The 24,040-nt window shown below is 48.4% G+C and carries 20 protein-coding genes; 7 read left to right on the top strand and 13 right to left on the bottom strand.

All coding sequences use genetic code 11. The features are described from left to right. The first annotated feature begins 1 nt into the window (after window position 1). Both Q0R57_RS01560 and Q0R57_RS01555 read left to right on the top strand, forming a co-directional pair. Entirely contained in the window at window positions 2-1,975 is a 1,974-nt protein-coding gene (locus Q0R57_RS01560; RefSeq protein ID WP_294743274.1) for an LTA synthase family protein, read from the top strand. Further along, window positions 1,972-3,714 (top strand): phosphoethanolamine transferase, encoded by a 1,743-nt coding sequence (locus Q0R57_RS01555; RefSeq protein ID WP_294743272.1) that lies wholly within the window; start codon window positions 1,972-1,974, stop codon window positions 3,712-3,714. The genes Q0R57_RS01560 and Q0R57_RS01555 overlap by 4 nt, the downstream gene beginning before the upstream one ends. Here the strand turns inward: Q0R57_RS01555 and Q0R57_RS01550 are convergent. From Q0R57_RS01550 to Q0R57_RS01540, 3 genes are all read right to left on the bottom strand, one after another. After that, a complete protein-coding gene (locus tag Q0R57_RS01550) occupies window positions 3,702-4,532 on the bottom strand; it encodes an alpha-1,2-fucosyltransferase (RefSeq protein WP_294743270.1) in 831 nt (276 codons plus the stop codon). The genes Q0R57_RS01555 and Q0R57_RS01550 overlap by 13 nt on opposite strands. Next, entirely contained in the window at window positions 4,529-5,512 is a 984-nt protein-coding gene (locus Q0R57_RS01545; RefSeq protein ID WP_294743269.1) for a lysophospholipid acyltransferase family protein, read from the bottom strand. Before Q0R57_RS01545 ends, Q0R57_RS01550 begins: the two co-directional genes overlap by 4 nt. 72 nt (window positions 5,513-5,584) lie before the next feature. Beyond that, on the bottom strand, window positions 5,585-6,511 hold the full coding sequence (locus Q0R57_RS01540; protein ID WP_294743267.1) for a glycosyltransferase family 2 protein: 927 nt from the start codon (window positions 6,509-6,511) through the stop codon (window positions 5,585-5,587). 83 nt (window positions 6,512-6,594) lie between these two features. Between Q0R57_RS01540 and Q0R57_RS01535 the strand changes: the two genes are divergently transcribed. Then, on the top strand, window positions 6,595-7,800 hold the full coding sequence (locus tag Q0R57_RS01535; protein WP_294743266.1) for a glycosyltransferase: 1,206 nt from the start codon (window positions 6,595-6,597) through the stop codon (window positions 7,798-7,800). Continuing rightward, a complete protein-coding gene (gene glf / locus Q0R57_RS01530; protein ID WP_294743264.1) occupies window positions 7,797-8,948 on the top strand; it encodes a UDP-galactopyranose mutase in 1,152 nt (383 codons plus the stop codon). Before Q0R57_RS01535 ends, glf begins: the two co-directional genes overlap by 4 nt. Here glf and Q0R57_RS01525 read toward each other — a convergent pair. Next, window positions 8,924-9,862: a LicD family protein gene (locus tag Q0R57_RS01525; protein ID WP_294743262.1), complete on the bottom strand. Its 939-nt coding sequence runs from the start codon at window positions 9,860-9,862 to the stop codon at window positions 8,924-8,926. The two genes, glf and Q0R57_RS01525, sit on opposite strands and share 25 nt — an antisense overlap. 67 nt (window positions 9,863-9,929) lie before the next feature. Next, complete coding sequence (locus Q0R57_RS01520; RefSeq protein WP_294743398.1) at window positions 9,930-10,694, bottom strand: glycosyltransferase family 2 protein; 765 nt, start codon at window positions 10,692-10,694, stop codon at window positions 9,930-9,932. Between the two features lie 85 nt (window positions 10,695-10,779). Between Q0R57_RS01520 and Q0R57_RS01515 the strand changes: the two genes are divergently transcribed. Then, on the top strand, window positions 10,780-11,946 hold the full coding sequence (locus tag Q0R57_RS01515; protein WP_294743260.1) for a glycosyltransferase family 87 protein: 1,167 nt from the start codon (window positions 10,780-10,782) through the stop codon (window positions 11,944-11,946). On the opposite strand, the gene Q0R57_RS01510 is transcribed toward Q0R57_RS01515, so the two are convergent. After that, window positions 11,909-12,880 carry a glycosyltransferase family 2 protein gene (locus tag Q0R57_RS01510; RefSeq protein WP_294743257.1) on the bottom strand — a complete coding sequence of 324 codons (972 nt, stop codon included), beginning with the start codon at window positions 12,878-12,880 and terminating at the stop codon, window positions 11,909-11,911. The two genes, Q0R57_RS01515 and Q0R57_RS01510, sit on opposite strands and share 38 nt — an antisense overlap. Beyond that, window positions 12,877-13,653, bottom strand: a complete 777-nt coding sequence (locus Q0R57_RS01505) for a polysaccharide deacetylase family protein (RefSeq protein WP_294743256.1) — start codon at window positions 13,651-13,653, stop codon at window positions 12,877-12,879. The genes Q0R57_RS01510 and Q0R57_RS01505 overlap by 4 nt, the downstream gene beginning before the upstream one ends. Window positions 13,654-13,831: 178 nt before the next feature. On the opposite strand from Q0R57_RS01505, the gene Q0R57_RS01500 reads away from it, so the two are divergent. Together Q0R57_RS01500 and Q0R57_RS01495 are read left to right on the top strand one after the other, a co-directional pair. Next, entirely contained in the window at window positions 13,832-14,971 is a 1,140-nt protein-coding gene (locus Q0R57_RS01500) for a glycosyltransferase family 1 protein (RefSeq protein WP_294743254.1), read from the top strand. 3 nt (window positions 14,972-14,974) lie between these two features. Beyond that, window positions 14,975-15,175, top strand: a complete 201-nt coding sequence (locus Q0R57_RS01495) for a hypothetical protein (RefSeq protein WP_294743252.1) — start codon at window positions 14,975-14,977, stop codon at window positions 15,173-15,175. Between the two features lie 126 nt (window positions 15,176-15,301). Here the strand turns inward: Q0R57_RS01495 and Q0R57_RS01490 are convergent, their stop codons facing one another. The 6 genes from Q0R57_RS01490 to Q0R57_RS01465 all read right to left on the bottom strand — a co-directional run bounded on the left by Q0R57_RS01490 (window position 15,302) and on the right by Q0R57_RS01465 (window position 24,020). Then, window positions 15,302-15,961 (bottom strand): ATP-binding protein, encoded by a 660-nt coding sequence (locus Q0R57_RS01490; RefSeq protein WP_294743248.1) that lies wholly within the window; start codon window positions 15,959-15,961, stop codon window positions 15,302-15,304. A 41-nt stretch (window positions 15,962-16,002) separates the two neighbouring features. Beyond that, window positions 16,003-17,508 carry a succinate CoA transferase gene (locus tag Q0R57_RS01485; protein ID WP_294743245.1) on the bottom strand — a complete coding sequence of 502 codons (1,506 nt, stop codon included), beginning with the start codon at window positions 17,506-17,508 and terminating at the stop codon, window positions 16,003-16,005. Between the two features lie 352 nt (window positions 17,509-17,860). Next, window positions 17,861-19,864, bottom strand: a complete 2,004-nt coding sequence (locus Q0R57_RS01480; protein ID WP_294743243.1) for an alpha/beta hydrolase-fold protein — start codon at window positions 19,862-19,864, stop codon at window positions 17,861-17,863. Window positions 19,865-19,897: 33 nt separating this feature from the next. Next, complete coding sequence (locus tag Q0R57_RS01475; RefSeq protein ID WP_294743240.1) at window positions 19,898-22,519, bottom strand: glycoside hydrolase family 3 C-terminal domain-containing protein; 2,622 nt, start codon at window positions 22,517-22,519, stop codon at window positions 19,898-19,900. A 98-nt stretch (window positions 22,520-22,617) separates the two neighbouring features. Beyond that, window positions 22,618-22,818, bottom strand: coding sequence for a hypothetical protein (locus Q0R57_RS01470; protein ID WP_294743237.1), 201 nt, complete (start codon window positions 22,816-22,818; stop codon window positions 22,618-22,620). A gap of 11 nt (window positions 22,819-22,829) precedes the next feature. Beyond that, a complete protein-coding gene (locus Q0R57_RS01465) occupies window positions 22,830-24,020 on the bottom strand; it encodes a phosphoribosylaminoimidazolecarboxamide formyltransferase (protein ID WP_294743234.1) in 1,191 nt (396 codons plus the stop codon). Between the last annotated feature and the right edge of the window lie 20 nt (window positions 24,021-24,040).

The following is a 24,040-nucleotide window of genomic DNA, read 5'->3' as shown; positions in this document are numbered from 1 at the left end:
TATGAAGAAAAGAAAACTCAGCATACCGCATTTCCAGGCTGCAGCACCTCTGGCTGTGGTCTGTAATATCCTGCTGGTCTATGTGGCTTATTCCATCACCCGTCTGGTATTCTTCCTTGAGAATATCAGACAATATACCCATCTGATGCAATGGGACAGGGCGTGGCAGATGTTCTGGGCTGGCTTGTATTTCGACTCCTCTGCCATCGCCTATACCAATATCTTGTATCTGCTGTTGATGCTCTTCCCTTTGATGAAGAAAGAGACTGCGGTCTATCACCGTATCTGCAAGGGTGTCTTCCTTGTTGTTAATGGCTTAGGGCTTTCGCTGAATCTGATGGACTGCGTCTATTTCCAGTACACATCCCGTCGCACTACGATGTCGGTGTTCAACGTGTTTGGAGCCGATGACAAGGTTGGCAGCATCATTGGACTGGAATTCCTCAATCACTGGTATCTGGTGCTTTTGTTTGTGGTGCTGATGGCGCTATTGTGGATATGCTATGTGACGCCCAAGCCTATCAAGTCGGTTGCCAAGTATTACATCGTCCATAGCGTATCGCTCCTGTTGATAGGATTCCTTTCCTGGGCAGGTATGAGAGGCGGTTTCTGGGACAATCGACCTATCAGATTGAGTACGGCAACCCAGTTTATCGTGCAGCCCAACGATGCCTCGCTGATTCTCAATACGCCATTCTCCATGATTCGTACTGTGGGAAAGAATGTCTATGAGATGCCTGACTATTATGCCAATGAGGAAGAACTGGAAAAGGTCTTCTCACCGATACACGCTCCGTTTGTTGCAGACTCTATCACTACAAAGAAGAATGTGGTGGTGATTATCTTGGAGAGCTTCTCGCGAGAATATGTGGGCTACTTTAATAAAGAGGTGTTGCCTGGCTATGAAGGCTATGCACCCTTCCTGGACTCTTTGGCTTCACAATCGCTGACCTTCCGCTATTCTTATGCCAACGGCAGGGCCAGTATAGATGCGATGCCTGCTGCATTGTCAGGACTACCGATGTTCAAAGAGTCGTTTGTCGCTGCCTCGTGTGCCACCAATCACCTAGAGGGCTTGGCAGGCTGTCTGACCACGATGGGCTATCAGACCGCCTTCTTTCATGGTGCCCCCGCATCAAGCCTAGGATTCCAGGGTTTCACCAAGTCTACAGGTTTTCAGGCGTGTTGGAGTGAGGAAGACTATGATGCAGACCCTCGCACTCACGGCGAAGCTGACTCGGACAACTGGTGGGGCATCTGGGATGAACCCTTCCTGCAGTATTTCCGCATGAAGATGACGGATATGCAGGAGCCGTTCATGACAACTATCTTTACGTTGTCGAGTCATCATCCCTTCCAGATTCCAGAACAATATAAGGATGTTTTCCCTGAGGGAGAACTGCCTATCCATAAATGTATCCGATATACAGACCATGCGTTGCGTGAGTTCTTCCGTGCTGCCAGTCAGGAGCCTTGGTTCAAGAATACGGTGTTTATTCTTATTGGTGATCACGTAAACAAGAGTAATCATGAGGAGTATAAGCGGGGCATGAATATGTTCAGCAGTTCGTTGATTATCTATAGTCCCAGTGGTGACATCACCCCAGGAATGCGTGACGGCATTGCCCAGCATACCGATATTTATCCTACCATGTTGAACTATCTGGGTTATGACAAACCCTATATGGCTTTTGGTTGTGACCTGCTGTCAACACCTGCTGACCAAACCTGGGCTGTCAACTATCTGGACGGCATCTATCAATATGCGAAGAATGGTTATGTGTTGCAGTTTGACGGTGAGAAGAGTATCGGATTCTATAAGCTTACCGATTATCTGATGGCTCATAATTTGGTGGAACAGAGGTCTGAGCAACAGCAACAGATGGAACAAGAGGTGAAGGCCATCATCCAGCAATATATGATGCGAATGCTTGAAAACAGGTTAGTACCAGAGGGAAAGGAGGCAGATAAATGAATCGTCTCAAACAGATAAACTGGCTGAAGCCCGTTACGACTCAATGGCCTTTGATGCTGGCTTATGTCGTGATGATTGGCTGGTCGTCGGTGACTAAGAACCCCATTCCCCGTTGGTTTCTTATCTTTCTACATGCTTATTTGGTAGCAGCATTGGTGACTGTTACCAAAAGCCGTATCATCAAGGGCTTAGCGTATATTGTCATCTACTGGCTCTTCCTGACCGAGATTGTATTAGAGTGGATATTCGGCATGTCCATATCGCCCAATGTGCTGGTACTGTTGGCAGAGACCACGGGTCGCGAGACTACCGAGTTTTTTGAATCATTACTTGACAAGCCTCAGCTATGGCAGGTGGTGCTCTGTGGCATCTGTTTTGTCATAGCGAATGTGATGCTTGAGGTGTGGCGGCCTCGTATTAATCAATGGGTGAAGGGCTGGCTTCGAGTCAAGGTGTTGAAAGTTATTGTGGCAGTGTTATTGGTGTCTGGTTTGGCTTTTAGCTATTATTACGTCAACCTGCTGAGCTGCGACGAGATGAACCAGGTGGATGAGTGGCGTAGTCATATGCGCAATCCCGACGATCTGGTCACAAAAGTGTTGGTTGCCTTGTGGGATGTGCGCCTCTCGGAAAAAGAGATAGACCGTGTGGCCTGGCAGGCAGAACATATTGACGTAGAGCCTCAGACAGAGGCCGATGATTCGCTGAACATCATCTTTGTAATAGGAGAGTCATTTATCCGTGAACATGCAGCGCTTTATGGCTATCCATTGCCAACCACGCCATTCATGTCGACAGAGCAACAGGCAGGTCGTCTTTTTGTCTTTAATGATGTGGTGAGCCCCTATAACCAAACCACTCGTGTACTGCGTAACCTGCTTTGCACAAACAGTCTTGGCGATGGTGAGGACTGGTCGGCGTTCCCGCCTTTATCCGCAGTATTTAAGAAAAACGGTTTCAGGGTTAGCATGTACGATAACCAGAAGACCTTTGACTTGGGACGCCATGTGTTTGCCTTTTCGCTGAGCACCTTCCTTTATCATCCACGAATGTTGGAGGCCTGCTATCAGGAAGTCTGCGACAGCACCTTCGAATATGATGGAGAGCTGGTGGATTATCATCGCCGCCATCTGCCCTCTGAACCTACGAGCCGTCAGTTGATAATCTTTCATCTTATAGGTCAACACGTGTCTTTCCGTTATCGCTATCCCGAGGGCTATGACTACTTTACGGCAGACAGCATTCGCTTTAGACAAGAGGCTTGGCTAACGGATGAGATGAAGGCAGAGATAGCTCATTATGACAATGCGACCCGCTATAATGATGACGTTATTCGGCAGTTGGTCAGCATGTATCAGGACCAGAACACCGTGATGGTTTATCTCTCAGATCATGGTGAGGAGGTTTATGACTATCGTGATAACTATGGACGTGATGACTGGAGTATGGGCAATGAACCTCAACAAGTGTTACGTTATCAGTATATGGTTCCCATGGTGGTATGGTGTTCAGACAAATACCTGACATTACATCCTGAGATGGCCGAACTGCTGAAGCAATCAGCAGATAAGCCTTTTATGCTGGATAACACCTGCCATCTGCTGTTCCGTCTGGCCAATCTGCTTACACCTTATTATAATAATAGGCGAGATATCCTGTCGCCAGATTACAAATGCCCTAAGCGCATCATCAACGATCAGTTTGATTATGATGAGGTGATGGCTAATCAGGAGATGTAAAGACTGTCGAACACACGTGACAGATGGTCGAAATCGCTGAACGATGACAGCTGCAATGGTGCTTTGGCATCAACAATCCAATAAAGATGATTGTTCTGATACATCGAGGCTATCAGGGTGAAAGTGCTGGGTGCTCCTATTAGATAATGACAACGTGACAGCAGACACAAGTCCTCTGTAGGACTGCCATTGGGGAAGTGTACGTGGCTTGCTCCAAACTGCTGCTGATAGAGGTTCTTGTCTAGTTTGGGATCATTGCCACAGATGAAGATTTCTATCTGCTTGTCTGGAAAGAGTGCACAGAACTGTTGGATGATGCTGGCATATTGGTTGTCGTCATAGAAATAATGTCCTCCGCACCAAGTGGCATAGTCGCCCCTGCGGATATGAACGCCTAAGCGAATCACATCGTCAGCATCGTGGCTGAACTGTTGTTCTGTCTTCTTGATAATCTTTTCATCGAAAGCAAACAACTGTAGAATCTCGTCCTTGTATTTATCAAACAGATCGTAGAAACGTATACACCAGCCAGTAGCCAACACCCAACGTCGGGTCTGCAAGATATGCAAATGCTTCTTGTAGTCGCTTTTGAAATCATTAAAGTCGACAATAGGGATAAGTCCCAGTTTCGCAGCATATTTGGCTACGACATAAACCAGGAAGTTATGATGGCGGGTATGACAGATATGGAAGTCCTTGTATTTATATGCGAACCGCATCGACATCGTCTTCCTGCCATGCTCACGCCCCCAAGCGTAGAGATGACCATACTGCAGGATATTATTACAAAGTCTTCCCTTGTCTGTTACGAATATCATGATTGCTCAGTTGTTGATTGTTGTCGTCTTCTCTTCTCCTTAAGTTCTTCTACCGAAGAGATGATGTCCACCTTACCTGTCTCAGGATCCAGTCGCAGGTTGAACTCCTCGCGAGTACGCTTCCAACGTTTATGCGACCACAGCCAATACTGCGGTTCGCGGTTGATGGTCTGCTCAAGCATTTGGAAGTAGGCATCGGTGATGGCGTATTCTTCCATCTGCTGTGGTGTACGAGTGATGAGCTTCAGCTCCACCTCATAGTAGCCTCGTTTGGGCCGGCTTAGATCCATATAGAGAACAGCATGGTTCAGCTTGCGTGCCAACCGTTCAGTACCTGTCAGTACGGGTGTGTCCTGATTCAGGAACTGACACCAATGGTGGATGTTGTTCCAGAAAGGCACCTGGTCGGCAATGTATCCGATGACCACAGGCTTGTTTTCGCTCTTGAACTTCAAGAGCTGGCGCAGGGTCTCTGCCATAGGTATCGATATGGCTCCCAATCGTTGACGCACATGCAGCAACACCTGGTCTACGATGCCGTTTTCCATAGCGTGATAAATCTGTCCGCATTGTGCCTCTTCTGGTGCCCAAAGGGGCAATGAGGTGACCCACTCCCAGTTGCAGTAATGTCCCAGATAAACGGCACACGACTGTCCGTCCTTGACAATCTCGTTGATGACCTCTGCATTCACAAACTTCAAACGCTTACGAATCTGCTTGCGACTGATGGATGTCAGTTTGATGGTCTCTACGGCATAGTCACATAACCACTTATAGAACAGCCGTTCTGTCTGTCGTCGTTCTTTCTCCGTCTGTTCAGGAAACGAGCGGCTTAGGTTCTGTCGAACCACCTTTACCCTGTAGCCCAGAACCTTATAGACCAGTAGATACATCACGTCAGAGCATAGGTAGTGCACCCACAGCGGTAATAACGACAGCAGGTAGACAAGTCCGTAAAGTAGCTTGGCGCGTTTGTTCATGGCGCAAAGATACGAATTTTTTGGGAAACAAGGGTCATGGATAGCGTAATTTTTGATTTTTATCAGATTATTTCATTCTGTTGTCAAATACTCAATCTGCGGATTAAATGTAAAGCCATCCCATAGCCCTCGGTTGTTTTGCTTCAGAAGAGCTTTCTCATCTTCTTTTGGAAGGTGACGTGATTTGATGCGGTGAGCATGAGTGCGGAAGCAGTTCAACTGGGCGAATAGGAAGCGAAACCACCCTTTACGTTTACGTCTCATGAACGACTCATTTCGCACACCATAATATAACTTCCAAGCCTCAGCGGGAGGCATGGTTTTCAATGATGAGACATAGTTCACTCGTGTTTTATGTAAAACGATACTGTCTTTAACCAAAACACCATAGTAACCATTATTCGAAATACGTGTTGTGTATTCTGCGTCATCACACCAAATAAAAAACTCTTTATATGGAAGACCTAATTTCCAAGGAATACTACCCCTGACGAGTAAAGACACAAAAGAAGCCATACTAACGAGGTCTGTTTTTTCAAGAGGTTGACCAGTAGAGCTTAGAATTGATGTCTTCATGCTTTGGTCTTTCAACACGGTAGGACAATTCATCAGATGAGGAGTCCCGTCAATCCATACAACCTTGCTACATACAAAGCCCACCTCATCTACGCTGGTATAAGGCAACAGCTGCTCCAACGCATCTTCTTGGGGAATGGTATCATCATCCATTAACCACATCCAATCAGCATGTGCATAGGCCGCCTGTTTTACTCCTTCAGAGAAGCCTCCAGAACCACCCACATTCTGTTCCATGGTAACAATCTGGAAAATACTATTCTCTTTGGCAAGATTAGCCAAATAGTCAGATGTACCATCAGTGGAATGATTATCAACAATGATAATCTTGTATAAGGGATGAGTCTGATTTAATAATGCACTGATACTTTCTTTCAGAAGAGAAAGCCGGTTATATGTAACAACAATTGCAATTATTTTCATATTATTCCTTGTTTTTGTTTGCAAAGATACTAAAAAAAAGGAAAACGTATGGTTGTTTGATATATTTTTTATATCTTTGTCCTGTGAAAAATAAAGAAGAGAAGGGGAAAAAGATGAGGATACTCTTTTTGCTGAGTAGATTCCTTGACGGCGGCATTGATATGGTGCTCATTGATTATTTGCGCCATTTGTCACAAGACTCTTCATACAGTCTTACATTGGCTATTGCCACAGACATGGGGGATTTGGAGGTTTTTGCAGACCGTATTCCCCAAAACGTTGCAGTTGTTCATATGGTTAAGGCAGATTGTTTGACTCGTTGGCGAAAGCGCAAGATAAAAGAGCAAAAATTGCCTTTGCCTGTGAAGCTCTATGATGAGATTGCACTTGCGCCTTTGCGCCGCTTTCTCGTAAAAAGAGAACTGAAAAAGTTGGCGGCTAACCATGATGTCATTATAGATTTCGATAGCTGCTTTTATTCTTTTCTCCGACATGTTCACGTGCCAAAGGTTGCATGGTTTCACTTCAGTTTCAATCAGTCTTTGCAGCAGAACCGACGTCGTACTCTTCGCATAGGACGCCGATTACAGTATTACAATCGTATTGTATGTATTTCAGAGACTATGCAACAAGAGTGTGAGAGTCTCTTCCCTGAGTTGAAGAATAAGCTTAGTGTTATTTACAATGCGAAAGACCGTGAGACTATACTTGCCCGTGCTTCTGAATCTTTGGAAGACACACGTATTCGTCAACCTTATCTCTTAGCCGTTGAACGTTTGGAAGAGAGTCAAAAGGATTTGACAACCCTCTTGCATGCTTATAGTTTATTGCGCAAACAATGGCATCACACAGAGCCTCTCTACCTTTTAGGTAAAGGTCATTCAGAGGCTTATCTCCAACAGCTGGCTGTGGAACTGGGCATAGCAGAACATGTGCTGTTTCTTGGATTTAGCAGCAATCCTTATCCCTGGATAGCTAATTGCCAGTTGCTTGTACATAGCGCGAAATTCGAAGGCTTGCCCACCATCTTGATAGAAGGCTTGATGCTTGACAGGATGATTGTTGCAACTGACTGTCCTACTGGACCCAAAGAAATCCTGAATAGAGGAAAGGCGGGTTTGTTAACCCCTGTAGGAGATGTTCAAGCAATGGCAGAAGCCATGCATAATGCTCTTACAGATAAAACCTTGCAGACTCAGCTTTTAGTCAATTTGCAGGAACACAGACAGCAGTTTATGTTTTGTCATACAGAAAAACAATTTAAACAACTGATTAACGATATCATATGACAACAAAACAATATGATTTGCTTATCGTTGGCGCAGGCCTCTTTGGTGCCACATTTGCATGTTTGGCCAAAAGAAAAGGACTGAAATGTCTTGTTATTGACAAACGTCCTCATCTAGGAGGTAATGTCTATTGCGAAAACCGTGAAGGTATTAACGTGCATAAATATGGCGCTCACATCTTCCACACGTCAAATAAAGAGGTATGGGATTTTGTAAACTCTTTTGTAGAGTTCAATCGTTACACCAATTCGCCTCTGGCCAATTATCAGGGGAAATACTACAACCTGCCCTTTAATATGAATACGTTTCATGCCATGTGGGGCGTAAAAACACCTGATGAGGCTCAGCAGATCATAGCCGAGCAGCGTCAGGAGGCGTTGCTGAAGATGCAGGCAAAGGGAGCTGTTGAGCCTGCAAACTTAGAAGAACAGGCTTTGCTACTTGTGGGACAAGACATTTACGAGAAACTGATTAAGGGCTATACAGAGAAGCAATGGGGACGATCTTGTACAGAACTACCGGCATTTATCATCAAGCGCTTGCCTGTTCGTTTCGTTTTCGACAATAATTACTTCAATGATCGATACCAAGGCATCCCAATTGGTGGTTACAACCGATTGATTGACGGATTGCTGGATGGTATAGAAACAAGAGTAAATACCGACTTCTTTGCTGACAGGCCAGCCTTGGAGCCATTAGCCGATAAGATGGTGTTTACTGGTATGATAGATGAATACTATGATTATCGCTTGGGACGCTTACAGTATCGTACGGTGAGATTCGAGGAGGAGGTGCTCAATACGCCCAACTATCAAGGCAATGCTGTAGTCAACTATACAGGCAGCGATGTTCCCTATACCCGTATTATCGAGCATAAGCACTTCGAGATGTTTGGTGCAGACATTGAGAAATGCCCCAAAACGGTGATTTCCAGAGAGTATTCAACAGAGTGGCAAGCAGGTATGGAACCCTACTATCCCATTAACGATAATCGAAACAATCGTCTAAGTGCCGAGTATGCCCAACTGGCAGCGCAGGAAAAGAATGTTATCTTTGGAGGCCGACTGGCAGAATACAAGTATTATGATATGGCACCTATCGTCGAAAAGGTGTTATGCAATAGCTACCTTTTAGGCACCTCTGTATGACCGAAAGACAGATAGTATAGGATCTTGTCAAAGATATGCTTCCATCGTTTTATGAACTTCTCATGGCTATATGATTTACGCAAAGACTCGATGTGAAGGCTATAGTCTTTCGTGGTGTCTAAGAGTAAATAACTACCATGGCAAGTTGGTTCCTGGACTGGACGCATATAGTCACCATACATAGATGTGAGAATGGCATCATATCCTATGGGAACAGGCATTTGTATGTCTTCGAAAGGCATATAGAGAGTATCAGAGAAATCTTTAACATTGATTTGTTGGTTGGCATAGTTGTCAAAGTCGAAAGAGATTTCCCCAATATATGAGTCCTCTTTGAGAGGGTGTGCTCTAAATAGATTCTCATAGTTTGCGTAGGCCTTTGTAAAACCTATCTGACTGATTTCCTTTCTTATTCTTTTATGTCTGAAGTATAAAACAGGACTTGAGAAGACCTTCCAGAATCGCATCTTATCACAGTAGCTGAACAACTTTTCTTTCTGTGTGATGACTTGCTGGCGAAGCGTCTCAAGTTCTTTGGCGTCAGAAGGGACAACATCGTAAACGAAGATGTCAATAAAGATACCCATGTGGAATGGCTTGTCAACATCGTTTGGCAGTATGGCAGTCGTGTTTCTCATTCGCAACTGTGCATGTCCACGAGGGTATTCCTTATCACTATAGGCTGTTTGGAAGAAGAAGCGACCAGTAAACTCCTGTTGACTAATCTCGACAAGTTTGTCATAGTCTGGACGCAGCATACCCATGTCTATGTCATCATCCCAAGGAATATAACCATGTTCGCGCACTGTTCCTATGAGGGTGCCAGAATCAGCCCATATTCTCAGGTTGTTTCGTTTACAAACCTCTAAGAGTTTCTTTAATAAAACTAATTGTATGGACCGCACTTCCTTCATTTGATCCGTTACAACAAATGTATTTGCTTCAGTGTTCATGTTTTCAGTATTATACTCCTGTTAACGTTTATTTCTTGCGCTCTTCCATGAGTTTCGACACGATGATAAACTGATAATAGCCGTCCAGCAGGGCATGAATCAAACCAGGCTTTCCATCGAGGAAACCTTTCTTGATGATATATGACTTCACAAAGCGGAAGGTGGGACGGCTAAAGAGTGCCCACAGCCCATAGTTCTTATGGCGACGGCGAGGCAGTTCATAGTCTGAATAGGTGTTAGACTTGCGGAGGATGTCGCTGACGGAGTCATTAGCCAAGTGCTCCAAGGCCAGCTCTTTATGCTTGGCAGGAATACGTACAACGTTGCCATCAACCTCTGGCGAGCAATGGATTACGGCAGGCCAATGAGTCTTCTCCTTTTGGAAGAAACGCAGCACATAGTCTGGATAGGCCGAATGCAGGAACTGTCCCATGAAATAGTTCTTGCGAGGGATGGCAATGCCTGTGGGACCTTGCGACTGTGAAATCTGTGAATAAAGATAGTCCTTCAGCTGAGGTGTTACCACCTCGTCGGCATCTATCACCAACACCCATTTATGAATGGCTTCATGGATGGCAAACTCACGGGCCGGCTCCACGATGGTGTGGCCCTCCTTGGTGAAAGTCACAATCCTGCAACCATATTCGCGGGCTATCTCCAACGTAGAGTCCGTACTCTCCATGTCGCACACCAGCACCTCGTCGAAGCCTTTTACCGACTCCAAAACCTTGCGCAGATGCTGCTCCGCATTCCACGTGTTGATAACTACCGATATCTTATTTTCTTCATTCATCGGCACAAAGGTACAAAATTTTCTCATTTCTCACTTCTCATTTCTCATTTTTTTTGTACCTTTGCGCCGATTAATCATAACCAAGATGGACATAAAGGGAAAAATCAGTTCGTTTCTGAAGCATCCGTTGTTGCACGACTACAGGGTGTTGATGGGTCTGTGGGTGCTGTTGGCAGTCATTGGCGCCATTGCTAAGATGAAGCCTGAGCGCTGTAACAACTTCCTGATATTCAAGGGCACTTTCTGGCATGCATGGGATGGCACCTCGCTCTATGCCGCCTATCCGGAGGAGTATTTCGACGTGAACCACTATGGTCCACTGTTCTCGTTAGTTATTGCGCCTTTTGCGGTGATGCCACATTTCCTGGGTCTGCTGCTTTGGCTGGTAGCATTGACGTTGTTCCTCTATGCCGCCGTCCACTGGTCACAGTTTACGTTGCGCCAGCAGATATTTGTATTCTGGTTCTGTGCCCACGAGCTGCTCACCGCTCTTTATATGCAGCAGTTCAATATCGCCATTGCAGCCATCATCCTGCTGGCCTATTATTGTATAGAGAAGGAAAAGGACTTCTGGGCAGCGTTCTTCATCATGCTGGGCACCTTTGTCAAGCTCTATGGTATTGTGGGACTGGCGTTTTTCTTCTTCTCCAAGCATAAAGGTAAGTTCGTAGGCTCCTTGTTGCTCTGGGCTGTCATCATGTTTGTGGCACCAATGGTGTTTCATGGTCCGGACTATATCATAGGGCAGTATCAGGAATGGCTAACTGGCTTGGCAGGCAAGAACGACGAGAACCTGACGTCAATAGCCCAGAACATATCTCTTTTAGGTATGGTGCATCGCACCACAGGACTCTCGTTTAGCGATCTGTGGCTTATCATACCAGGACTGGTGTTGTTTGCCTTGCCATATGTGCGCTACTTGCAGTTTAGGAATGTGGCATTCCGCCAGACGCTGTTGGCCTCTGTGCTGATGTTTGTGGTACTGTTCTCTACTGGTAGCGAGTCGAGTGGCTATATCATCCCGTTTGTAGGCGTTGTTATCTGGTATACCGCAGCCCCGTGGAAGCGCAATAACTGGGATATTGCCCTATTGGTCTTCGTCTTTGTGCTGAGCAGTCTGTCGCCCAGCGACCTCTTCCCAGCCTATCTGCGCAAGGAGTGGGTACAGCCCTATGCGCTGAAGGCCCTGCCTGTGACGCTGGTATGGCTGAAGCTCAGTTATGAGATGCTGACGAAGAACTACGTAAGGTAACCGATTCCCGTTTCCCGTTATAAGAGTTCACGAAATATCCTGGGCGTCCTTTTACCTCGTTAAAGACTCTGCCAAGATATTCGCCGATAATACCAAGGCTGAGCAGCTGAACTCCACCCAGGAAAAGCATGGTAACCATAATGGTAGGATAGCCCTGAACGGGTTCTCCAAAGAAATTGGTAACTATGATTATATAAATAAGGTAGAAGAACGCAACTACTGATACGACGACACCCATGAAGGATGCTATTCGCAAAGGTGCTGTGGTAAACGAGGTGATGCCATTTATCGCCAGATTGATAAGCGAGAAAGTGTTCCATTTCGATACACCTTCCTGTCGTTCTTGTTGCTGGTAGAAAATGCCTTTCTTTCGGAAACCTATCCACGAATACATTCCTTTTGTATTTCGTTCTGACTCACGCATCTGCCTGAGGGCCTCGATGCACGACTTGTCCAGGAGTCGGAAGTCGCCAGTATCCTTCTGGATAGGGACCTTTGTCGTTGACTGAAGTATTTTGTAGTACCAATGTGAAGTCTTACGTTTTATCCATGACTCCTTGCTGCCCTGTCGCTGTGCATAGACGTCGTCATAACCCTCTTCCCAGTATTTCAGCATGTCTGGGATGACGTTGATGGGGTGTTGCATATCGGCATCCATAATGATAAGGGCATCACTGTCGGCATAGTCAAAGCCTGCCATCATGGCTATTTCCTTGCCATAGTTTCTGGAAAGGTCAATATAGCTGTAGTGATGATCTTCCTCATGTAAACGAATCATTTGTTGAAGCGTATTATCTGTGCTTCCATCATTGACAAGCAAGAACTCCCATTCATAGTTGGGATTGTCTGTCAACACTTGATTCATGTTCTGCCTGATAAGCTGAAAAGAAGCCTCTTCATTATAGGCAGGGAGTAAAATGGTTACCTTTTTCATTGGCAATTAACAAAATCCGTATAGGTGATAAACGTGCTTCCTTGTTTCTTCAGCATCTTGATGAGGTTATCCAGACGTTGTACCATCTGGCATCCACTATGGTTCTTGATGATAAACGGCATCTTAAACTCTGGATGCTCCTTCAGGTCGTAGAACTCCCAGGGATGGAAGTAGGTCACAAAATGTCCGTCGTGCTTCAAGGTGCGACGTACCAGCCAGTGGTAAAGACCCTCGGGCAGGTTGTGCAGCGACAGCCAGAACAGGGGAAAGCGCAGCAGGGGCGTCACAGAGGCGGGAATCTGCAGCACACCATCCTTCATAAAGGGTGTGCGAGGTGCCGTCAGATGCATATAGCGACCTGGTATGAAGGCAGGGTTGAGCGACGAGTTATAGAGATAGCCGGCACGCTTGATCTCTGATTCCACCACAGGAAACATCCTGGGCTGGCGATAGCCATTGACTTTCAGACCCGTCACCTGCTCTACAATCTGTTTCGACTCCACGAAGTCGGTCTCCTTGGGTTGCCAGTGGTCCACACCATGACAGGCCACCTCGTGACCCTCATCCATAATGCGCTGCATCACCTCTGGAGCCAGTCGCGCAAAGTTGCCTGTGCAGAAAAACGTGGCCTTAACTCCGTTCTGCTTCAGCACGTCAAGGATGCGGCGAGTACCTTCACGAGATACCTCCATGCCTTGCTCCAGCGTGAAGTCCACCCCATGCTCTTTGGGTACGTCAAACTCTTCTGTGTCGAAACTTAAAAGTATCTTCATGCCCGTCATACTGAATTTTTGCTGGCAAAGATACTAATAAACGAGCGAAATGCAAAAGAAAAAGCCGTTTTTCTTTCCTTTTCCGTCAGTAAGAATTTTCGGCGATGCTAGAGAGAGAAAAAAAATGATGAATTATAGGTAATGAATAATGAATTATTTGTATCTTTGCATCCGAATTATGGAAGATAGCATCAAAATAGGGCTGGATGCCAAGCGCATTGTGAGAAACGGCACAGGGTTGGGCAGCTACGGACGTACGCTGGCTAACGACTTGGCTGGCATTGACGGGCTGGACCTGATGCTGTATGCACCAGACAAAGGGCGCGACAGCTTGCGAAATCAGGTGGCCGAACGCGAGAACCTGCACTTCTGCTATCCCAATGGCCTCTACCAAACGGCGCTGGGCAAGGCGTTCTGGCGTTCAAAAGGCATTATCAGTCAGATGCAGCACGATGGCATTCAGGTCTATCACGGTCTTTCTGGCGAGTTGCCTGTTGGCATCCGCAAGAGTGGCATCAAGTCTGTTGTCACCATCCACGACCTTATCTTCATGCGCCATCCGGAATACTACCATAGTGTAGATGTGAAGATCTACACCCGCAAGTTCCGACAGACCCTTCAAGAGGCCGATCGAATCGTTGCCATCAGCGAATGCACCAAACGTGACATCTGCGAACTGGGAGGCATTGAGCCCGAACGTGTAGATATCATCTATCAGAGCTGTGCACGCCGCTTCTCCGATTCTCCAGAAAACCGACAGTTATGGCAGGTTCGCGACAAGTACGGACTAGCCGATCGCTATATCCTCAACGTGGGCAGCATAGAGCAGCGAAAGAATGTGTTGCTGGCTGTCAAAGCCTTGAACCGTCTGCCTGAGGATGTCTCATTGGTGATAGTTGGACGACACACGTCTTATGCCGACGAGATTCTGCAATATGTTAATGAGAACCGTCTGCACGACAGAGTGCAGATATTGCATGGCGTGCCTGACGAAGACCTGCCTGCCCTCTATCGCATGGCCGATGCCTTTGTCTATCCCTCACGCTACGAGGGCTTCGGCATTCCCATCATCGAAGCCATCCGCTTGGGACTGCCTGTGGTGGCCTGCACAGGGTCGTGTCTCGAAGAAGCAGGCGGTCCAGACAGCTTGTATGTCGATCCTGACGACGACGAGGCGATGGCCCATGCCATCAGTCAGGTGCTTTTCGGAGTGAAAGGGCGCCAGCGTCGCATCGAGTTGAGCCAGGAATACGTCAAACGTTTCGAGAATACGGGTGCTGCCCAGCGATTTGCCGACTTATATAGAGAAATGCTTTAAGATATGGAAAAAAAACGTGAAGCGCTGAAAAAGCTGCTTTCTGCCGTAGAAAAGGAACTGCTGCACAAACCTAACCGTAAAACCCTCGACCGCCTTTCCCTCTTAGTGGGCTTCCAGGACTGGGACTCCTTTCAGGAAGCTTTGCAAGGCGAGGCCGATGGTCGTACTAACTACGAATCACACGACAGGGATAGCTCCAACTGAGTGACTTGCCATCATCGCCACAGTAAAACAAGTTGTTTTACCTTGAAAAGTATGGCACTTTACAATGAAAGGGATTATTCCTTTAATAGTAAAACAAGTTGTTTTACTGTGACGATAATGGCACCTTTATATTAAACAGAACAGGAACTGCTGGTCAGCATATTCCCATTGTGCAACATGGAAGCGGATGAGGCGGGCCAGAAGGGTGATAACTTTCTGGCGGGGGAGGGTAGAGCGACGTACCAGCTGGTTAAGGGTAAGACGCTGGTCGTGCAGGGCATCGATGAGCTTTCGTACGGCATCGGTATAGGTCATCATAGAGCCTTGCGGGTTTTGCGACTCTCGCCAGATAGCCAGATGAACGGGTGAGGCCACGATGTTCTCGTCGGCAATGCGGATATAGGCCCGCTGTTTGCCATCGTCGCTAACGGCGCAGATGGGGCGCTTCTCTGAGGGAGAAACGGTGGCAACGACAATGGTGCGGAGGCCCCGGCTGCCATCATGCGTATCGGAAGGACTGACATGGAAGGTGTCGAACTTGATGCTGGCCTCAGGATGGCAATAGCGATAGGCGGCCTGGTGCATCATATAGATCTCCTCCTCGTCGCGAACGCCAGACATGTGACCATCATCACGAACGCCAATCAGCAGGCGTCCTCCGTCAGTATTGGCAAATGCCGATACTGACTTGGCCAGCTTCTGGGCATCGGACACCCTGTACTTGAAGTCCTGCTGCTGGTGCTCGCCTTCATTGATGAGGCTCTGAAGATATCGTCTGTCGTCCATTGTAATAGAAATGGGCTACCGTTTTGCAGTAGCCCATGTCCTTATTTCACATATTCTGAAAAGTCTGTGAGATGCATGTCGCCCTTTCGTGCCAGCGTGTCGTGCATGGCGAAGGCGGCAGGCAGGTTGTGGCGTGTCTGGCCCATCTTGGATATCTTCAGATAGTCCCAAAGCAACTGCTTGTAGTCTGGATGTGCGCAGTTCTCGATGATAGCCTCGGCACGCTGGATGGGGCCCTTTCCGCGCAGGTCGGCGATACCCTGCTCTGTGACGATGATATTCACATCGTGCTCAGAGCTGTCCTGATGGCTGACGAAGGGAACAATTGAAGAGATGACACCACCCTTGGCCACAGAAGGACAGGTGAAGATGCTCAGATAAGCATTGCGGATGAAGTCGCCAGAACCGCCGATACCGTTCATCATCTTCGTACCGCTGATGTGGGTAGAGTTGACGTTGCCATAGAGGTCGGCCTCGATGGCGGTGTTGATGGCGATAACACCTAAGCGACGGATAATCTCAGGCGAGTTGCTGATCTCGCTCTGACGCAGCGTCAGGTGCTGCTTGAAGTAGTCCATATTGTCGTAAACCTGCATCAGGCACTCATTGGAAACGGTGAGCGAGCAGGCTGAAGCATCCTTTACACGTCCGTTGAGCATCATGCCTACCACAGCATCCTGCAGCACCTCTGTGTAGATATTGAAGTCGGGCACATGCTTGTCCTGACCTAGGGCACCCAGGATAGCGTTGGCGGTAGAACCCACACCACTCTGCAGGGGCAGGAACTCCTTGGGGATGCGGCCTTTGTGCATCTCCTCAACGAGGAACTCGGCTGTCAGGAATCCGATTTTGTCAGTCACAGGATCGCTGTCTTTGAAGGCACGGGCCTCGTCAGGGATGTTGCACTCAACAACGCCCACTACCTTGTCCTTGGGGATGCTGACGTATGGCAAACCAATGCGGTCGCCTACATGCTCAATGGGGATAGCCTTGCGGTATGGGGGGTCCAGCGGCTCGTAAACGTCGTGGATATACTTGGCATTGGGGTTGTGGAAGCTGTTCAGCTCAAGGATGACGTGCTTGGCCAGATGGGCAGCCGTAGGCGAGATGCCACCAGCGGCTGTCAGATAAACGTGATAGTCGTTGCCCACCTCCTCAATATCACACACCTCGAGGATGGCCCAGTCCAACGGACCATAGAAACCATAGCGCAACTCCTGTGCCATGTGGCTCAGGTGCAGGTCGTTGTAGGGAATCTCACCCATGTTCACATGCTTGCGGAAGTCAGGGTTGGTGGTGTAAGGGGCACGATAGAGGATAGCCTGAGCGTTTGCCAGGTCACCATCGGTGCTCTGTCCAGTAGATGCTCCTGTAAAGATAGCCACCTTGAACTCGCGGCCAGCCTCATGCTCAGCCACAGCAATCTTTGCTAACTCTTTCGTTGTTGCCTTGGCCACACCAGCAGGTGTGAAGCCACTCATGGCGATGTGCTCACCATTCTTAATCAATGCTGCAGCCTCAGCAGCGGTCATACGTGTATAAGCCATTCTAATTGATATTTAGGACGTTTTTTTATTTATAGGGCGCAAAGTTACTAAAAAATGCGAAAAGTAGCACCTTTTTTAATTATTTATTATCTAAACACCTTATTTAATTAATAAATTTTGTATCTTTGCAACGAAAATGAATCAACTTTCGTTGAAAATATAAACCATCATCTGTTTGTGTCTGTTTCGCTTGAGGACATGGGCTCAGGACGACCTTGAGCTTGATCATCCCACTACTTTGCTGCCTTCATGTATTTCTTTGTAAGATAATAAAAGTCCTATGAGAACTCATAGGACTTATAGGGTATAGACTTATTGGGCCTATAGGGCTCATTGGCCCCATTTGCTTGGCTTAGGGTGCTGGGTTGAAACCACCACCAAAGCCTCCACCGAAGCCGCCTCCGCCGAAGCCACCGCCTCCAGGACGACCTCCGCCGAAGCCACCACCGCCACCAGGACGGCCTCCACCGAAGCCTGGGAACTGAGTATCGGCCTCACGTCCAATTTCCAGCAGCAGTTTTACGAGGGCACGGCGACGCTGTGACCATGTGGGATAATCATCGGCACGTAGTACTCTGGGAGAGAAGCCAGGCATACGCATACCGCCACCACCCTGAGGCATAAAGTCCATAGCGCTGGTGGTTACAATGCAAGGCTTGGTTTTGCCGTCGGCCAGCAGACGGTCGATGATAGCGTCGGCACCTCCAATCTTGAACCAGCTCTCCATGGTATCATCCTTACCAGGAATCAGCTGGATAATCTTAGGCATCGACATGCCCTGCTGACGAGGCATGGGTGAAGTATACCATGCTTCTTTGGCTTCCAGGTCATAAGCCACGCGACCATGCTCTATCTCACCTTGAGAAGCGAAGTTGAAGGGCGACAGGGGATTGTCGGCTATGCTGAACTTGAAGCCTCTGTCAGGCGAGAGATACATATTGCTGGGGTCGGCAACGGCTGTTCCGTCAACGATAAAGCAATATTTGAAGGTCTCGAAGATATAGTCTTTCAGTTCTGTGCTCCACACGCCGTCAGAGTCGCGCTCCATGACGATGCTTTCAGGAATCATCTCGCAAAGCAGCTCTACCTTCTTGGCCTCAGGAGCTTTGAAACGGAAGGTGATACCGTCTGGTGTGTATTCTGGAGAGATGATAGGACGTGGGAACAGGCGGGCCATGACACCAGCAGTGAACTGCTGCTCCTGACCAGTCTTGGCGGGAGCGGGCTTGGCTTCCTTCATGGCAGCCTCAGCAGCCTTCTTGTTGAAAAGCAGCGGCAGCGTCTGAGCCAGGAAGCACTTGGCATTCATCCAGGTGTGGCCGAACTTGTCGGTGGTGAAATACTTGACGCTGGTAATGCCCTTCTCGTCGAGGAACTGCATATAGTCGCGAGCATTGCCATAGAGGAAATCGTCAGTACCTACGCCGAGCCAGAAGAGATGAATCTTCTTGTTGGTGTCGGCGGCCTTGTCGTAGACATTAGGAATATCTGTCGAGGTGAATGAGCTGTAAGAGCAGAGGTAAGAGAACTTGTCGAGGTTCGACAAACCATTCATCAGAGCCTGGTTGCCACCACGAGAGAAACCGCCTATAGCACGGTTGTCGCGATCGTTCTTCGTACGATAGTTTGCCTCGATATATGGCATCAGGTCGTTGATGAGGTCCTTGCTGAACACATCGCCGCCAAAGCGCATCTGGGGAGCACCGCCAGCCTGAGCATTATCGGGCTTGGGAGCTAGCAGCTTGGTGGGGTTGCCATAAGGCATCACCACAATCATCTCCTTGGCTTTGTCCTCAGCCAGCAGGTTGTCCATGATATAGTTCACACGTCCCACCTTGTAGTAAACTTCCTCAGTATCGGTGGTGCCGCTGATGAGATAGAACACTGGGTACTTCTTCTGCTGATCCTCCATATAACGGGGAGGCAGATAGACCACAGCATTGTTAGTACCTCCCAGACTCTTAGAATAGTAATGTATATACTCTACACGTCCATGAGGCACCTCACGGATGTCGTGAGGCAGGGCTCCGTTCTTTGAAGGAATCTCCACCAGACTGTTCTTAAAACCCTCGTTGGGGAAATACTGCTGGTTCAGGGGGTCCATCACGCTGACACCGTCAACGATAAAGCAGTAGGGATACATGTCTGGAGCAACAGGTCCCAGCGTTACACTCCATACACCATCGGCACCACGTGTCATTTCTTTCTGTCCTGCAAACTGTACATCGACCAGCACTTTCTTGGCTGAGTCGTTCTGATAACGGAAGGTTACAGTCCCATCATCATTGGCACTCGGTTGCGCTGAACCTGTGATTGCACAGGTCATCAGCGCTAACATAAGCATTGTTTTTTTCATTATTAATATCGATAAAAAAGGTTAGTTATTGAGTTATTTCACGGTAAAATCAAATGACTTCAGGTCCTTGTCCAGTGACGAGGTGCCATAGAGAATCTTATAGCGACCAGGCATGACGCTCAGCTCGTCGATATTCTCGTTGTAGTACTCGAAAGCCTCACCATCGAGAACAATCTCGGCTTTCTTCGTCTCGCCAGGCTTCAGACTCAGCTTCTGGAAGCCCTTCAGGGCCTTGATGGGAGCACCGGCATCATCGAGACGCTTCACATAAACCTGAATAGTCTCAGTGCCTTCACGCTTTCCGGTATTGGTGACAGGAACGGTGACGCTTACCTTACCATCTTTCTTCATGCTCTTGGCGCTGAGCTTACCCTGACCTACGTTGAAGGTGGTGTAGCTGAGGCCGTAGCCGAAAGCATACTGAGCTACGCCAGTGAAGTAGCGATAGGTGCGGTTCTTCATAGAGTAGTCCATGAAGTCGGGCAGGTCGGCAGTAGAGCGATAGAACGTAACAGGCAGCTTGCCACCAGGGTTGTAGTCACCAAAGATGACGTCGGCCAGTGCCTTAGCACCACCCTGACCAGGATACCAAGCCTGTAGCAGCGCATCGTATTCACCCTCTACGCTACCGAAAGCGATGGCAGAGCCAGAGCAGTTCACGAAGATAACGGGCTTGCCAGTCTTGTGCATAGCCTGAACCAGCAGCTGCTGTACCTTAGGTAGTTCGATGTCGGCCTTATCGCCACCTTCGCCTTCCATACGAGCCGAGATACCTCCGATGATGATGATGGCGTCAGCCACCTTCAATTCATTAGCCAGGTCGGTAAAGTCAGCCAGCTTACGCTCGCAGATATCGCCACGCAGCATAGCGAAGTTACCATTGCCACGACGATATTCTATGACGATGTCATAGGTGTTGCCCTCCTCAACATTGAATGACTTATACTCAGCACCGCGACGTCCTCCGAAGCCGAAGCCACGACGTCCACCGCCCTTGTTCTCTTCAACTACCTGTCCATTGACTTTCAGCACATAACCATTATCGGTAGAGAGGGTGTACTTCATCTCGCCGGTGAAGGTGGCGGTGTACTTGCCACTGATGCGAACAGCAAGATTATCGTTGGTGACACCCTCGGCAAAGCCCCAAGCACCAAAGGTTGAGAAGTTAAGCTCGGTATAGTAACCGCTCTTAACGGGATTCTCGAAGTTGGTATTTCTGTCGTTCCAGAATTCCACCTTCATACCCTTGCCGTCGTTGAACTCCTGCAGATGGGGTACAGTGATAAATTCATCGTTAAGCTCACAGGCCTTACGATAGATGATGTTTGCACCAGGCACAGCAGCCTTGATGCCGCTGAGCAGTGAGTGCTGGTGCTCCTTGGTGGGTGTGCCGCCGTAGTTACCATTCAGCAGTTCCACATCGTCGGCATTAGGACCGATGACAGCCAGTGTCTTGATGCTCTTCGAGAGAGGCAGCACGCCTTTGTTCTCCAACAGCACCATCGACTCACGGGCAGCCTGAGTGGCCAGGATGTCGTGTTCCTCGCTACTGATATTAGATGCGGGAATATTGGCCCAAGGCAACATCTCGGCAGGGTCGAACATACCCAGCTCGAAGCGGCCCATCAGGGTCTTACGCAGATGTCCATCGAGGTCAGCCTCTTTGATGAGGCCTTTCTTCAGACCTTCTGTTAGCGACATAAACACCTTTCCGCACTCCAGGTCGGTACCGTTCAATACGGCATCGACAGAAGCTGAGAGTCCGTCCTTGTGTGTCTCGTGCTGTCCACGATTGAAGAAGTTATTGATGGCGTCGCAGTCAGTCAGCACAATACCGTCGTAACCCCACTTGTTACGCAGGATATCAATCAGCAGACGGTCACTGGTGCAACAGGGCTTACCTTCGAAACGCTGATAAGCACACATCACCTCACGAACGTTGGCTTTCTTTACCAATGCCTTGAAGGCGGGCAGATAGGTCTCCCACAGGTCGCGGTTGGTGGGGTCCACATTCATGGAGTGGCGCAGGGGCTCCGGACCGCTGTGTACAGCATAGTGCTTGGCACAGGCATGGGTCTTGAAGTACTTATCGTTATTGCCCTGCATACCCAGAACAGTCTGAACGCCCAGGACGGCATTCATATAGGGGTCTTCACCGCAGGTCTCCTGACCACGTCCCCAACGAGGGTCACGGAAGATATTGACATTAGGACACCAGAACGTCAGCTCAGGGTTGCCAGGATAATAGGTCACACCCATAGGGACGTTGAAAAGCTTCGGGTCATTGTGGTCGGTACGGTTCCAGTTGGCACGAGCCTCGTCGCTCACTTGCGAGAAGACATCGTGTACAAGCTGTGCGTTGAAGGCCGCAGCCATACCAATGGGTTGGGGATACACGGTGTAGTCACCTTGGCGTACACCATGACAAGCTTCACTCCACCAGTTGTAGGAGGGAATGCCCAGACGGTCGATGGATACACTCTTGTTCATCATCAGACCGACTTTCTCTTCGGGAGTTAACATTCCCAGCAGGTTTTCTACACGTTCTGCTCTTGGCAGTTTCGTGTCCTGCCAGGGATACTTTACTTGTTGTGCTTTTACGTTTGTGGCACTCATGACAACGGCTAAGGTTGCCAGCATCATTCTTGTTTTCATGCTTCGTTTTTAATTAATGGTTTTCACACCGCAAAAATACAAAAAATCCGGTGCGTTGACTGCACCGGATGTATCAGGAATTTTTCTGTTTGTCGCATTTAGTGTTTACGGTTGGCTCGTTGCTCCCTATACTTAGCTTTTTGCTTAGCAGAACCACTACCATGAGCCCCCGTAATATACTTTTTCTTCTTGGCCTTGGTTTTCACCTTTCCCTCGTTGGGGTCCTTGCGTTCGCCACCCTTACCGAAGGAAATACCATTCTCAAGAATGCTCTGAAAATCGTCTTCGCCTACTGCCATAGCCTGTGGGTTTAATGATGGAACAGACGAACGCCAGTGAAGGTCATTGCGATGCCGTACTTGTCGCAAGTCATGATGACATGATCATCACGCACCGAACCACCAGCCTGGGCGATGTACTGTACACCACTCTTGTGGGCACGTTCGATATTGTCACCGAAGGGGAAGAAAGCATCACTACCCAGACTCACTTCCGTGTTCTTGGCAATCCATTCCTTTTTCTCTGCCAGTGTCAGCACCTCGGGCTTCTCTGTGAAGAACTGCTCCCAAGCACCGTCACGCAGCACATCATCGTGTTCATCCTCAGAGATATATACGTCGATGGTGTTATCACGGTCTGCACGACGGATACCCTCCTTAAAAGGCAGGTTCAGCACCTTTGGATGCTGGCGCAGCCACCAGATATCAGCCTTCTGTCCTGCCAGACGGGTGCAGTGGATGCGGCTCTGCTGACCGGCACCGATGCCGATTGCCTGACCATCCTTGACGTAGCACACTGAGTTTGACTGGGTGTACTTCAGGGTGATGAGGGCAATCATCAGATCGCGCTTGGCCTCTGCAGAGAAGGTCTTATTCTGTGTGGGGATATTCTCAAACAATGCGGGGTCGTCAAGCTGAATCTCGTTACGTCCCTGTTCGAAGGTGACGCCAAACACCTGCTTGGTCTCAACGGGAGCGGGTTTGTAGTTAGCATCAATCTTGATGACATTATAGGTACCCTTGCGCTTTTCCTTCAGAATCTCGAGAGCCTCAGGGGTGTAGTCGGGAGCGATGACACCATCAGAAACCTCACGCTTGATAATCAGGGCTGTGGTCTTGTCGCAGGTGTCGCTCAGGGCGATAAAGTCACCATAGGATGACATACGGTCGGCACCACGGGCACGAGCATAGGCACAGGCAATAGGTGACTCATCCAGACCAGGAATGTCGTCGACGAAATAGATGTGCTTCAGTGTGTCGCTCAAAGGCAGACCAACGGCAGCACCGGCAGGTGATACGTGCTTGAACGAGGCGGCAGAAGCCAGACCAGTAGCCTGCTTCAGTTCCTTCACCAGCTGCCAGGAGTTGAAAGCATCCAGCAGGTTGATGTAGCCGGGACGGCCGTTAACGACTTCGATGGGCAGTTCAGAGCCATCGGCCATATAAACACGCGATGGTTTCTGATTCGGATTACATCCGTACTTCAAGGGTAATTCTTTCATTTTTGCGATGCAGTTTGGTT

The sequence above is a fragment of the uncultured Prevotella sp. genome (assembly GCF_946407605.1).
In the GTDB taxonomy this organism is placed as follows: Bacteria; Bacteroidota; Bacteroidia; order Bacteroidales; family Bacteroidaceae; genus Prevotella.
Note: the sequence above shows the minus strand (reverse complement) of the source record. Positions and strands in the feature narration are given on the sequence as shown.